Annotated in this window: 9 protein-coding genes; 6 read left to right on the forward strand and 3 right to left on the reverse strand. The window is 37.0% G+C overall.

Features of this window, described 5'->3' with window-relative positions; genetic code table 11:
* A partial coding sequence (locus BKL51_RS01035) for a contractile injection system protein, VgrG/Pvc8 family (protein WP_255372284.1) occupies positions 1 to 262 on the reverse strand: 262 nt, incomplete at its 3' end.
* Positions 263 to 433: 171 nt separating this feature from the next.
* On the opposite strand from BKL51_RS01035, the gene tssH reads away from it, so the two are divergent.
* The 6 genes from tssH (at position 434) to BKL51_RS01065 (ending at position 9953) form a co-directional block, all read left to right on the forward strand.
* Positions 434 to 2644 carry a type VI secretion system ATPase TssH gene (gene tssH / locus BKL51_RS01040; protein WP_077464907.1) on the forward strand — a complete coding sequence of 737 codons (2211 nt, stop codon included), beginning with the start codon at positions 434 to 436 and terminating at the stop codon, positions 2642 to 2644.
* Between the two features lie 113 nt (positions 2645 to 2757).
* The gene (locus BKL51_RS01045; RefSeq protein ID WP_077464908.1) at positions 2758 to 4134 is read left to right on the forward strand and encodes a DUF4123 domain-containing protein; all 1377 of its coding nucleotides are present in this window, start codon (positions 2758 to 2760) and stop codon (positions 4132 to 4134) included.
* A gap of 2 nt (positions 4135 to 4136) precedes the next feature.
* Positions 4137 to 7001, forward strand: a complete 2865-nt coding sequence (locus BKL51_RS01050; protein ID WP_077464909.1) for a toxin VasX — start codon at positions 4137 to 4139, stop codon at positions 6999 to 7001.
* 202 nt (positions 7002 to 7203) lie between these two features.
* The gene (locus BKL51_RS01055) at positions 7204 to 8049 is read left to right on the forward strand and encodes a hypothetical protein (protein WP_233127067.1); all 846 of its coding nucleotides are present in this window, start codon (positions 7204 to 7206) and stop codon (positions 8047 to 8049) included.
* Positions 8046 to 9059, forward strand: coding sequence for a hypothetical protein (locus BKL51_RS01060; RefSeq protein WP_077464911.1), 1014 nt, complete (start codon positions 8046 to 8048; stop codon positions 9057 to 9059). Before BKL51_RS01055 ends, BKL51_RS01060 begins: the two co-directional genes overlap by 4 nt.
* Positions 9060 to 9437: 378 nt before the next feature.
* A complete protein-coding gene (locus BKL51_RS01065; RefSeq protein WP_059365521.1) occupies positions 9438 to 9953 on the forward strand; it encodes an Hcp family type VI secretion system effector in 516 nt (171 codons plus the stop codon).
* Between the two features lie 135 nt (positions 9954 to 10088).
* Here the strand turns inward: BKL51_RS01065 and tssM are convergent, their stop codons facing one another.
* Positions 10089 to 13775: a type VI secretion system membrane subunit TssM gene (gene tssM / locus BKL51_RS01070; protein WP_077464912.1), complete on the reverse strand. Its 3687-nt coding sequence runs from the start codon at positions 13773 to 13775 to the stop codon at positions 10089 to 10091.
* Positions 13772 to 15229 carry a type VI secretion system protein TssA gene (gene tssA, locus BKL51_RS01075; RefSeq protein ID WP_077464913.1) on the reverse strand — a complete coding sequence of 486 codons (1458 nt, stop codon included), beginning with the start codon at positions 15227 to 15229 and terminating at the stop codon, positions 13772 to 13774. The genes tssM and tssA overlap by 4 nt, the downstream gene beginning before the upstream one ends.
* Position 15230 lies beyond the last annotated feature (1 nt).

Genomic DNA, 15230 nt, shown 5'->3' on the forward strand with positions numbered 1-15230 from the left:
TGCGCACAAAGCCCGTTTTGCCCAACCCGAATCCCGTGACAATCCCATTCACATAACGTACCGCTCTATCGCCCTGCCAAAACGTAAACGTGACCGGTTTATCCATCAGTGCGGAAAAAGGAATATTCGGGTCAAAACTCGACAGGTCTAATTCCAATTTAAACGGTTCGGACAGCCCTTCGGTTAACTGAAAACTCACCACATCAAAATGATATTTATCCCCGCTATCAAGAGTATAGCAGTAGTCGGATTGGGTTGTCATAAATCATCCTTTTATTGAGTACAATAACTGTCTCCAGTATAAAGCAAATATGTTTATTTTGCACACAACTAAATAATTAAAATAATTGTGGTTAAATTAAATGTAAAAAAATAGAATATCCAAATTTTATGATATATTTTACACCGCTTTATAAATATGAGGGCCTACATAATGATAAAAATTGACTTGAGCGCGACATTAGGAGTATTAAACGATGTCTCTAAATTAATGTTAGAAGAGTCTGCGGCGTACGCTATTAGTTGTGGTGAATCGGAAATACTCCCCGCACACTTGTTACTTAAATCATTAGAGAATCCCTTCTCGGATGTGCGTTTTATCTTAAATAAACTTGAAATTTCTCATGAAGAATTGACCGCACTTTTATTGCGAGGCAATCAACATTCCAATATTGATATTCTTTCCCGTAGAAGAAAAAACAACCCTATTGTTGTGGGTGATGCAGGAGTAGGAAAAAGCGCTCTCATTGAAGGTTTGGCATTGCGTATCGTAAATAAACAAGTTCCGCCTCATTTACAAAATGTGGAGCTTTGGAGCCTTGATCTTGCCTCATTACAATCGGGCGCATCCATTAAAGGTGAATTTGAAAAACGCTTAAAAGCCGTGATTGATTTCGTTAAAAATAGTACAACACCGATTATTCTTTTCATTGATGAAGCCCATACGCTTATCGGTGCCGGAGGCAATGAAGGCGGAAGTGATGCTGCGAACCTATTAAAACCCGCTCTGGCTCGTGGCGAACTTCGCACCATCGCGGCGACCACTTGGACTGAATACAAAAAATATGTAGAACGCGATCCGGCACTTTCCCGCCGTTTCCAGTTAGTGAAAGTAGATGAACCTTCTATTGAGGAAAGCATTGTTATTTTACGTGGTTTGAAACCGCTTTATGAAAAAACGCACGGCGTTTACATCACGGGCGAAGCGCTTGAAACCGTCACGAAATTATCTGCACGCTATATCGCTGCCAAAAAATTGCCGGATAAAGCCATTGATATTTTAGATACTGCCTGCGCCCGCGTTTCAACAGCAAAAAATACACCGCCGAAACGCTTGAGTTACTTAGATAACAAGATCCATGAAATTAATGTGGCGATTGACGAATTTGATCGTGATTATCAGCTCGGTGAAAGCGTTGATCATAGCGTGAAAACAAAATTAGAAAATAAACTTGCAGAATTAGCGGAAGAAAAGACCGCACTTTCTACTCGATTTGAAACACAAAAAGCACTTGTTGATGAAATCTTAGCATTGCGTGAAAAACTTTCCGATTCTGAAGCCGACTATACAGAAGAAGAACGTCAACAATGGATCAACCAATTGCAAGGGAAAAAAGCCGAATACGAAGCCATTAAACCGGAAGAATGCTTAATTCACGCCGAAGTAGGCCGTCAGCAAATTACCGCCGTGATTGCCGATTTAACCGGTATTCCGGTCAATAACATGACTGGTGATGAATTAACCAAGCTGACCGAATTACCTGAAATTCTAAACGATAACATTAAAGGTCAATCCCAAGCCATTGAACAAATTCACAAAAACCTACTTACCGCGATGGCTGATCTACGCCGAGCCGGTACGCCACTAGGGGCGTTATTACTGGTCGGCCCAAGTGGCGTAGGTAAAACCGAAACAGCTATTCAAATAGCCGAACATATCTTTGGCGGCAAACAATTCCTCACTGCCATTAATATGTCGGAATACCAAGAAAAACACACTGTTTCCCGTTTAATCGGTTCACCGCCGGGTTATGTAGGCTATGGCGAGGGCGGTTTACTTACGGAAGCCATTCGTCAAAAACCGTACTCTATCGTCTTATTAGATGAAGTGGAAAAAGCCCATCCGGACGTCTTGAATTTATTCTATCAAGCGTTCGATAAAGGGGAACTTGCCGATGGCGAAGGGCGGTTAATTGATTGTAAAAACATTCTCTTTATGCTTACCTCAAACTGTGGCTTTGACGCAGCAAATGATCGTTTTGCGGTGAAAAGTGATGAAGAGCTTCGTCGTTCACTGCTCTCTTTCTTTAAACCAGCATTGCTTGCCCGTATGCAAATTGTTCAATATCACTATTTAACTACGGATGTAATGAAGCGCATTGTAAAAGCCAAACTCACCAAATTAGAGAAGTTAGTTTCCGAACGCTATAAAGCGACATTCACCATTGCAGAAAACATTCTTGAGCATATCGAGAAACAATGTGAAGCTGATGCAAACGGTGCCCGCTTGGTTGATGCGATTCTTGAAGGGCAACTCTTACCGCCGCTTTCATTGGCATTACTTCAACGTATTGCCGGCGGAGAGAAAATGTCGACTATTACCCTTAACTTTGAAGACGGTGAATATCAGGTTCATATAGAATAATCAAGATTATTCATCATAAAACCTCTCACATTTTGACCGCACTTTAACATTGCTTTTTATGCATATTACTTTAAAGTGCGGTTATTTTTTACTATATTTGGTCGGAGCTTTTTATGAAAAAATCCCTCTGGCTTGCCACCGCTTACGTGCAAGCGGCTCATCAGCTAGACCAATTTGTTGCGTTAGCGGCGTTTGTTCAAACCCGCGAAGAATTTGAACAACGCGTACAAGTGCATTTTTCACAACATCAAACTTACTTTCGTTTCCAACTGGCGCCTATTCCGGCAAATCTGTTCTTTCAACGCCATGGACGAACTTGGTTGCTACACCAAGCCTCGACACTTGATGAAGACGAAATACGGGTAATCCCCTTAACCGATGAACCCTCTCAGCCTGCTATGGAGGAAAATATTGACTATCTGCATTGCCATGTGATTGATAATATTGAGCCCCTTGATATGCAGCTTGACCGTGTCCCCGAACTCTTTGCGCCGGAAGAGGTCGGTTTGCTGTTATGGCCGGATTTCCCTATTTCGCCCAATCTGTTGGATTTTCAAAATAGAGAGAATCCCGTTCAATTTAATTTCCCTCGGCCGCAAATTGACAAGACTGTTTTACAGCGACATCTTTCTCAATATGGCAATGACACGCCCTCTCCTACATTAAAGGTTTATTTTGTACTGGATGCCAATAAAATGCCCTTCTTTTCTTCATTAAGCCTGAAAGCGAAAATGAAAAGCCTGTTCCAAGGCAAGTTCGGTGAGGATACGGCAAAGGTTGCACCTTATCTGGTTGAAGTGATTCGTGATGAAGAACATATTCACAGCGGTGAAATGATGGGGCTGTTTAGCCTAAAATCCGCCTTACATGAATTTAACTGGGAAGATAATCTCGGTATTTTTATTCATTCCTATGCGGATTTTGATACGGTGTATCAACATTTACGTAAATTCCCGATGTTACAGGACGAACGGGGCAAATGGCATTTTTTCCGCTTTTACGACCCGAAAGTCTTACGGAATTATCTCCATATCATTGCCAAACGCCCAGCAAAATTGCATAAGTTTTTTGGCTACGATAACAATATTATCTACGCTTTTGGTTCGGGATTTGAAAATAGCTTTCATTACTACACCTTAAAAGCCTTGCCTGAAGAGACGCTCCCGGCGGCAGTCGTAATGACGGATTGGGAGATGGAGGGATTCAAGTTATTGAAACGGAAAGAAAACTTTCAAACCTTGGCTCGCTATTTAAAGACAACTTACGCAGAACGATTAAAAAATTGTGAGGAGACCGTTCTCATTCAATATTTTACTGAGGCAAGAAAAAAAGGTTATGATGCAGAAATTGCATTAACGAATTATGCTTTAGCAAAATATTACGCAGTGAACAAACAAATTGACTTCACTCAAATTGAAAAAGAGCTTACCGATAACATTGCCAATACGCTCGAACGAAGCTACGTATTACTAGAATTTTGCGAGAAATAAAAATGTCTAAAAATGAATCTATCAAAATGCCTTTGGCTAAATCGGTGGATAGCATTACTAAACCCTGTGAAACCTGCTATGTGATTTATCCTACCCGTTTAGTATTAACAAATAATGCTCTGGAAAAGACCCGTTTAGGCTACGTCTCTGAGCCACCCGAGGGGTTAAAAAGCTCGGATTATGAACTACGTCGCTTACGCAATGGTTTTGTATATATTTTTACAACATACATTCCAACAGAAGCTACCGCTAAAGCCTCCTTAGCGGTAGGAAAAGCTTGGTATATCTACCACTACCGTTCACCAGAAACCAAGCCAATTAACAGAAGTTATAATCACTCTTTTGATACGCCTTTAGATTACCATTTCCGCCAATTTTTTTGTAAAGATGAAGATCTATCTAATGAATGGCAAGCAGAAAAAGAGAAAGATAAACCTTATATTGAACTCAATACTTATATTACTGAAATTGAAATTGGCTATTCCGATTTTGAATTGCCTATTTCATTTTTAAAAGAGCTTGAAAAATTACCGGATCTCCGCAAGCTCTGGTTTAGAAAGGTGAATATTGAAACAATAGAAGGTGCAGCGATTGCTCATATTAACGAGTTAGCAAACATCGTTTCAGATTTTAACCCTAAGGAAAAGCTAGTCTCTGAGGAGGAAAATAAAAAACGTTTCACTCCAATAGGACGCTTACCGACTATTGACCAGCCAATCATTCCAATAGGTGAAAAAGGGCGCATTATTGCACTTGATGATTCAATCGGCACATTACGTGATTTAACTTGCTATATTCAATATTTAGATGACCTTAGAAATCAGAAATTGCAAAAATACGAATACGCCATTACAACCGCGCAAATCGTAGATGGTTATGCAAAACAAAAATTAAATACAGCGAAAGAACATGAATTATATAGTGCGTCTTGGGGGAGTCCGTTTGAAATTACATTATCATCAATTTACAAAAAGTTGCCTATACCTGAATATCATCTAGACAACAGCGAACAAAATATTGTTGATACGTTGCAAGAGGAATTTGAACTTGATGCTGTTTCTGGTGTGAATACGATAAATAAAATCGCTCAGCTTCCAAGTTTATTAAATCGAAATATCGAAAATATCACCAAAGCCAAAGCGATGTTGATTAACCAACAATACGGTAGATTGGAATCTTATTGCAATATTTATGCGAGGTCGCATTATCAGGATATCGCCTCCTCATTTTTCGCTTATCTGTCCGGATTATTATGGGGTTTTAATTACACTAAAAGCGGGCAACAAGCGCTCATTTATACGCTCGATCCGAGTAATGATGTGCTTAATCCTAAACAGAAAGAAGATATTAAAGCGCTTGTTCCCTTATTAAATACAACAATGACTGCTTTTAAAACGATGATAAATTCATTGGCAACGGTCGCTGAATTTCATCATTTTAATACCTATTCCTTTGATCGTGTCATTAATGAAACCGCAATAGAGATCATACAAAGCGGTAGCTATAAACAAAATGGTAAGCGAAAATATCAACGTACAAAGCTGATACGGGAGATCGAAACCATTTATCGTGCCGTTGGTATTTTTGGGAAAGAAGAAATGCTAACTCCGGTTGTTCTTCGGCAAGAAGCGAAGCGTATCGCCGATTCTCGTAAAAAGTCTCAAGGAACAATAGAGATCATTAAACATTCCGAAACATTGCGTCTTAATGATAATGCCCATCACATTTTTGACACCGCACAAACACAACTAAGCGGCGCAACGAAATTACTCAGCCTGTCTGCCGTCTTTTCATTACTCAGTGATGAGAAATACCATACAAAATATGCAGAAATAGCCAATGATCCGACATTAACGATTTTGCTTGCCTATGCGGAAGCTGTCGCCCCTGAAAGTAAACTGGGGTTAAAATTTATCGAACAAAATGGAAAAATGTCTCTTGCCGCAATACATAAAGAAACCGGAATGAGGTTTACCAGCACTTGGAGTGTGGCAAGAGTCGGCTTACTTAACTTTACCACCGCACTAGCCGGCGTGGGCGTTCTGGTCGAAATGGCAAATGCCTTAGAAGCACATTACAAAGGCGATCAGTTAGATTATTGGGGCGCAATGAGCCGAGGGGTAGGAAGCGGGTTACTTGTGTTTGCTATGCCGGCACTTGGAGTAGGGACTGTTTTGACTACAAATGGTCATATGATAATCGGGCGAGCATTAATGGTACTGGGAAGCAAAATCCCTTATATCGGCTGGGCATTATTACTTGTGGGCTTTGCCCTCTCCGCGTTCAAAAAAGAGGAAATGGAGTTATGGATTGAAAATGGATTTTGGGGGAATAGTGAAAAATATTGGGGGAATGAAATTGAAGGTTATGGCTGGGATGAAGCTAGAGTTGAAAAAAACAAATTTTTAGACGAACAATTTAGTAAGAGTACAATCTTTAATGAAGTTCTTAGCTTTTATCAAATAGAAATGAAACGTTTTTTTGCATTTTCACAACAAGCTAAAATTGAAGCAATTGACCGCCATACATTTAAAATCACTCATCCGAATATTGATAGCAATGAGATTGCGCAACAAATCAAAGTCTCCTCCCTTAAAGCCTATGTCAATAAGGTAATCAAGGGAGTCTATGAACTGGATAAAAGATACGCCAAAATTAACTTTACCGCTCAAGGAGAAGCAATTATTCATTATCCTCGTCCTTGGGTAGTGAGAATTAAAGGTATCCAATATCAAGGCGTTTATACAAAACCCTATGATCATAAAGTGATTTTAGACGACGGTAGTATTTTTAGAATGTCTATTTCGTTAAAATTACCGAGAGAATTAGGTTCAAAAGCTAACGCTACATTTAATTATGAGGGATAGAATGAAGAAAAAAGAGATTTTTAAACAACTAGGCCTTTCAATAAGAAAAACCAATAACGATGAAATTGAAATCAGACATTCCTTTTTAAGCGGTTTCTATCGCGGCGTTTTCAGATTTCTAATCATTGGTTTCTTTGTAATTGCTGCTTTTTCCGATGCTCGGAGAGGAGAGGCTCCGCTATCTAGTATATATAGACCTATAATGCTAGATATTCAATGGGGATTTTATCCCGATAAAGAATTAAAGAGAAGATATAATGATTATTTAAAAGTTTATGATAATAAAGAATTTATTGAATTATTTAAAATAAAAAAAACACCTGATACCTATGAGGAGTATAAATCGGATTACAGTAGTCGTATTCAAAAAACTAAATTTTGGTTAGGCGTTAAATTTATTGTCTTTTTGTTTGTATTGTTCTTATTTATTTACCCAACCCCAAGAACATTACGCCTCAACCGAAAACATCGGGTGATCTATCTTCAAAATTGGAAAGGGCATTCTATTGTACCGGTGCCGGATAAAGGCGATCCGCTTTCGGGTATTTTATACGATCGTTTTAGTATTTATATGTTTGGCGGAAAAGGCGATTGTTCACTATTTTTCAAATTAGATTTAGATGAGGGGGAAGCCACTGACGGAGGTCTTCTAGGTTGCTATCCTTTACCCAATAAAAATCACAATATGCATTTAATCAAAGCGATGAGAGCCTATTTTACAGAGGAAAATCCCGAATTTATGCAATATATTCATGCTTGGTATCGCATTCCTTGGTTTAATCCGTTAATCGCATTTTGTAATAGTTTTGCCTTTATTCGCTTCCCTGTTTTCAGACGAAAAAAAGCAGAGCAAGCTATTCTCACCTTTAAACAAGAATGGGATAAGCTTTCTTATAAACAAAAAATGCAAAAATTCGCCCGTGTTATCCAACGCCAAAAAGAACTGAACGAACGATTATTAGCCCAAGGATTACATAATGAAGTGAATAATGATTGGGATGAGAAGGAAACCTCTCCGGCATTGAAAAATATAAAAGAAATAATATGAAAAAAGAAGCAATTTTTAAACAATTAGGCTTTTCAATAAGAAAAATTAACGATGATGAAATCGAAATTAAACTATCTTTTCTTGATGGTTTTTTAAGAGGTTTATTTAGAATAACGATTATAGGAATTTTATTAATTGTTAGTATAAATGACTTAACTCACAAAAAAACACCACTCTCAACATTGTATAATACGCTAAAAGAAGATTATATATGGGCATTTGCCCCAGACAAAAAGTTGCTACCTCAATATGAGAAATATGTTCTTGTTAAATCGGATCCAGATTATTTTTCTCGTCATCCAGAAAAATATCCTCCAATACCTTATGAAAAATATAAAGATCTTCACTTAGATGGTGAGTTTATTTTATTAAATAAAATTTATTTGGATTTTTTCTTTTTACTATCCATTATTTTCTTATTTTTTTATCCTCACCACCGAACCCTACGGCTAAACCGAAAATATCGGGTGTTTTACAGTCAAAATATTGTCGGTACCGGTGTGGTTCCTGTACCGGAGAAAGGCGATCCTCTTTCCGGTATTTTATATAATCGCTTTAGCATTTATCCCTTTGGAAGGGGGCAACATTTTTCACTATCTGTCACGTTAAAACTTTTTGAGGGAAAAGCCCGAGACGGTTTTTTCTTAGGGATTTACCCCACTCCCAATTCGGAGCATAATGAGCATATTGTGCGTGCAATGCGGGAATTTTTTACGCAAGACAATCCGGAATTTTTACAGCATATCGGCAGATGTTACCGCACTCCTTGGTGCCGACCGCTAATCGCCTTTTGCAACAGCCTTAGCCCGATTTACTTTCCTTTTTTTCACCGTAAAAAGGCAGAAAAAGCCATTGCCGAATACCAAGCCGAATGGAACAAACTCAGCCCGAAACAGCAACAACTCCGTTATCACGCCGTTCAAAAGCGCCAACAAGAAATCAATAACAACCTTAAACAACAAGGGTTTTACAACGAAGTGGATCATCGTTGGACTTGGCGCGATGATTAAAAACAGAGGTAAATTTGACCGCACTTTATTTCGTTAATTTTAATGAGAAAATCCGGAATTTATGCAATATATTCATTCTTGGTATCGCATTCCTTGGTTTAATCCGTTAATCGCATTTTGTAACAGTTTTGTGTTTATTTGCCGCCCCGTTTTCAGACGAAAAAAGCAGAGTAAGCCATTCTCGCCTTTAATCAGGAATGGGAGAAATTTCTTATAAACAAAAACTATATTTTTTCCCTTCAATACATAAACATGAAATATAAAAAAACTTTCCTAGTTTGAATGAAATTTAATGTTAAATGCTATTTAATTTGATATAGTTATGTCTGTCTATTATAGACACAACTATTTAATCTTTAACATCATTAGGAGAATTTTATGCCTACTCCAGCGTTTATCTCTATCGAAGGTAGTAATCAAGGAAAAATTACAGCAGGCGCATTTACCGAAGACTCTGTCGGTAATGTTTATGTTGAAGGTCATGAAGATGAGATCATGGCACAAGCAATTAGCCATATCGTAACCGTTCCGACTGATCCTCAATCCGGTCAACCGTCCGGTCAACGTGTTCACAAAGCATTTAAATTTACTTGCTCTTTAAACAAAGCAGTACCTTTAATGTATAACGCATTAGCTTCCGGAGAAATGTTACCAAAAGTTGAAGTTACTTGGTTTCGCACTTCTATTGATGGTCGTCAAGAAGAATTTTTCTCAACTGTATTAGAAGACGCAGTAATTGTTGATATGAATTTAGTGATGCCAAATGCACAAGATCCAAGCAATGCACCATATACTCAATTATTAGAAGTTAGCATGAGTTATCGCAAAATTAACTGGGATCATACTATTGCTGGTACATCAGGCTCTGACGACTGGCGCAGACCACAAGTTTAATTTTATAAACTTTGTAAAAAAGCTAAATAGGGAACTGTTTAGCTTTTTTTATTTTCTGACAAAACTTACTTTTTTCTATTAAAAAAGGGAAATATTATCTATTTCCCTTTTATTAGAAGTCATAAGCTAATTTGGCTAATTACTTTCGGGTAATTCAATTTCATCCTCAAAAATTTCCATTGGTTCAATGAGATCTTTGGTATCTTTTTCCGTATCAAGTAGTTTGGATGGTAATCTGAAACCACTCAACATACCGCCAAAGAAAGGATTTGAGCCATTTTCTACCGTCAATCGATAATTAATCGCGCCACCATTTAACTTAAATGAAAGATCCACAGATTGTCCGTTTGCTTTTTTGGCAGCTTGATCCAATACTTTAAATAATGACCATTCACCGGTACGACGAAGTGTTGACGTTTCTCCCATTGAAGTCACAAGAGTTAAACTTGTTTCTACATCCTGACGTGTCGTATTCGGCCAAATTAAACGACTTGCCGATGGAATTTCATGACTATATTTCAATAACTGTCCGTCAATATTAAAGGTCGATGCTGTAAATTTTCCAGAAAGACCTAGGGGTTTTAGGCTGAAGGAAATACTAACGTTACCGGACGTATCAAAGTAATTTCTCTGAATATTTTGTAAATCCTGAAGTGCGGTCAAAAATTCTGAAGAAATTACGCTTTCTCCATTAACTATTGAAAGTTCAGCATTATCTTCTAAGAAAAATTTCAAATAGCTATCATAAAAACGTTGTACCCGTCCGTTTGGTCCAAAAAACTCACGGAAATCATCAAGTGAAACACTTTGCGTTGCTTTACGATTTAATGGATAACGGTTTGCTATCCTGTTTTGATAAAAACTATATACATTACGATTCCATAATGTATTAATCTCGTTCAAAGCTGTTTTTAATTCAAGTGTCCAAGCCTCATCCGCCACCCTATTCAGTTGAATAGAAAGTGGCTCTGCCATCTCATTTGCCAAGCGTTTTAAGTCAACCGTAGGATTAGTTCGTTCTAAATTAAGCTCAGACATAATAGCTTTCAATGCCGTTTGAGACGGCTCCGGTGATTTCTGAATCGTTTGCATATAAAACTTCAATTCAGACAATTTTTTCATCACCGTATCCATGTGCGGTTGATCAGCATTAGATGTTACTTTTACCTCATTAATTAAAGGCGCGAAATGATGACCAATTTGTAATGACGCCATTTGATTTGCAGTAGCCACATTTGAATTATCATTACTATTTTCGGCATTAATTCCCGATAAACTTGGATAAATATCACTATTTTTATCAAGCAAATTAATCATTTTTTGCAATGGTTTTTCATTACTTGTTAATGCCTCTAATACATCAACAGCATGGCGTAAGTCAACAAAACGAATTATTTCTAAGTTATTTAATGCTTCTTGCCAAGTTTGGATATAATCAGCAATATAACGCTCGCGAATTTGCTCTGATAAATTAATGAGATCTTCTTTTGAATAATTTGTAGTTTGCTGCTTACCTAGAACCCAAGCATCAATTGCGGCGAGTTGCAATAAATCTTGTGCTTTCGGATCATAAAAATCTTTATATGCCCAATCGGTAAATAATGGGCTAATCAACGTACCATACCAACTGATATTTTTATCCTTAAAGAAGGTTTTAGGATCTTCCGGTGTTAAATCCGTTTTAAATATCGTTGCAAAACTCTGACCAATCTCGGCTTTCAAATCCGTTGCGGGTTGCAATTCAGTATTTGCCAAAATTTTGAAGTTTTGGTACACACGATCAGCCAATGGCAATTTGCTATATTCTTGCTGTTTATCTGCAATTTTTTTATCAAACATACTTAAATCGGGATCAACGTGCTTCATTGCATAACTAAAATGAGCCATGAGCTGACGTTGAATATCAGGATTTTTAGGATAATTCTTTTGCAAATATTTTGTCATCCACTGTTCCGGAATCTTCACTTTTCGGTTTGCCATATCATCAATCATACGATAAACACGCAACAGCTCTAATCCTTCGTTGCTATCTTCCGGTAAAGCATCCATTTGCTCAATTAATCCCATAGCAATCTCAGGTAAAAAACGTTCAGAAAGAAATTTCTTGTAAGCTTCACTTACCTTTTCACCGACTTTCTTACCTTGGTATAAACCAAAATCCTCAATCACCGGTAAAGCCTCTTCGTAATTTCCGTAACCATAGGTCGCTTGACGCAATATATTTAATGGTTTTAATAGGTTACGTCCGGTTGGATCCATAGATTGGCTAATATTCATTTGGCGAAATTCTTCGGTCAGCCTTAAGATTTTCACTGAAGTCGTTTTATTTTGATAAAAGTAATTATGCCAGGTTGCTAAAATGCAAATTCCACATACGGCAACAGCAACGGCACCAAATATAAATTTACGCTTATTACGACGAATTTCTTTTTTATTATCACTAACAAGTCCAGCTTCGGGATAAATGATATTTTGGAAAAAATTATATGTAAAATAAGCTCTCTGAGTACGCTCAGGCTGATAACTTGGTATAACATGAGGTAAATCAAACTGCTTAGAAATCGCAGCTTGATAGAAATCCATCGGAATCCCCTCTTGGAAAATAGAAGAAAAGTAAACGCCTCGAACATAAGGGGTGGTAGTAAAACGATCGCTCTCTAAGATATCGCTAATAAACTGAAGCAAAATATCTTTCATTCCACCTAATTGACGCGCATACATATAAAGAGATTCACGATCTTCTTGTGAAATCGTGGAGGCTAATTTATCAAAGATGAGCTCTTCCACTTCTTTTACAAATGCAGCATAACTCTCTGCGAACTCTTTCGTCCAGTTATCAATTTGTTCATCAGTATTCAAGGTAAAAGAGAAACCTAAATTTTTATGGCGCTCCGATTGCTTTAAATCACGATAAAATGTTTCAAAACCTTCAATAAGATCTACTTTATTTAAAACAACATACACTGGTACACGCGCACCAAATTGTTCCGTAACCTCACGAATTCGATTGCGTAATATCACAGCTAATGCCTGTCTGTCACTGTGATTTGCTGCAATTAATTTCGGAAGATCTACAACTAAAATGATACCGTTAATAGGTCTTTGCGGACGAACATCACTAATCCAATCAAGCAAATGTTTCCACAATCCTTTTGCAATTTTTCCATCCTGATCACGCTCAGTCCCCAGCTGTTGAATCATCCCTCCTTCGGGATCAAATAAAATCGCATCATCACTTGCCCACCAATCAATTTGATATAAAGAATTCTCACGCATATAGCGTTTAGAAGTTCTTTCTGAGGCTGTTAGTGTAAATTTCTGGTTAGAGCGATTAATAAAACTTGTTTTTCCCGCCTTATGCGAACCAAGCACCATATACCAAGGAAGTTGGTACATATAATCTTTATTAGATAAATGATTCTTTAGTGATTCAGACATTAACTCAAGACTATCATCTTGCTCTTTAATATACGGGAGAATAACGTCTTTTTCTTCTTGTTGTTTTTCTAATTCATTCTTTTCTTTGTTTAAACGAAGATTTCTTAATTGAAGTTTTAAAATCGCAATAATAGCTAAAGTTAGCAAAACAATTACTGTTGCAATAATTCGACTTCCCATTCCAACTTGTTTAGCAAGTTTATAATCCCAACCTTCCTCATTTGAAAGACCAGAGAAACTCCAAGAACTTCCATAAGTCCAAATCCCAATAAAAATGAGGATAAGGCCTAATGCAAATAACACAGGAAGTGAATTTTTAAGATGTGAAAAAATAGGGCGTGTAAACTGACGAAAAATTCCTAATAATCGGTTCAAGTAATTCATTCATTATCCCTTAATAATTGATCTTTTAATTTTTCCAGTTGAATAAAGAAGGAGCTATCCCACTCTTCAACAGTATATTTTCTACAAATATTATTCAGTTCTGAGAGCTCATTAAGTGCAATAGAAACCATACCTTCTTTTAAAAAGAAACGTATTTTTTCAATTTGTAAATAATGTTTTGCACGAATATCCTTCACAGATTTTAGTTGCTCATCAATTTTTTTGAGTACAGCAACAAAACCTTCCGATAAATAAAGTTCATCAAAACCATTATCCGGCTGATTTTGTATCACACCTTGAGATATTGTATTGGCACTATCCTCTTCAAAAAGCCAATCAGAAACAGAATGACTTAAAAATAAGTCACCATTTTGAAACTTAGCCAAATGAAATGCAGGAAACTTTTCAACAAACTGCTTTGTTACATTTCTGATAGACTTGGCTACATCTTGAAACTTTAATGCTTCACAACATTTTGCCGATAAATAGCTACCCTCAATCCAATATGGGCTTGTTGTTAGCGTTTTTTCAATTCGCTCAAGTAATTCAATACTTGGAGATGAAACCACTTTATCTCGATAATCACTGATTTTATCAATCGGAACAGACTGCATTGCAGTAATGCCTTGTTCATTCATCTCCGGTAATTGCGTAATATTATGCCATAATCCAAAACGACGGCTGACATAGCCTAATATTGATGAAGGTTGCAATTTACAACTTGTATCGGCCACTTGTAAATAGAACTGCTTTAACTGTCTAGAATTTGTCAGTTGAAACTCATTTATATCCGGAATATTTAACGAAGTTGTTTCAGAAACCGTCTTTGATGTACGAACCGCCCCTGCTGGTAATGTATTATTGCTTTGGCTTACGTCATTCTCTTTATTAAGTAAAATATTCTCAACAGAATCTGACCGCTCTTTTATAAAACGTTGTAACCGAACTAAAATCGATTCCGCATTAGGGATATATTCTCTTAATTGGTTTAAAAGTGCTTCTGTGAGCTGATTAACCGTCTCACTCTCTTTAGCTGTAAATTTTACCTCAAGGTTATTTGATATTGCATTTTCAAAACGTTCAAGAATCAGTGAGATTGACTTTACTTTAAATCGATTAATCGTATTATCTGCTGAAGGTTTAGGATAAGCGTTAAAAAGAAATTTCTTATTAAATTCTGAAAATAACGACAGAAACTCAATCAAATTAGACTTAAATTCTTTGTAAAGTAAAGCATATCCTAAATATTGTAATACCTTATAATCTTTGCAATTTTCAACTAAATATTGATGAGAATTTGAAATAAGCCCGTTCCAATCGATTGTGTCATGTTGTAAAGAACCAAACTTCATGACTTGTTCATCAATAGTAAAGAAGAGCTGGCTTCCCTCATCCGGAATACCAACCGGAAAATACTCCCCGGCAATATCATCCAAAATATTTTGATATTTCATA

This window comes from Rodentibacter sp. Ppn85 (assembly GCF_001999335.1).
Classification (GTDB): Bacteria; Pseudomonadota; Gammaproteobacteria; order Enterobacterales; family Pasteurellaceae; genus Rodentibacter.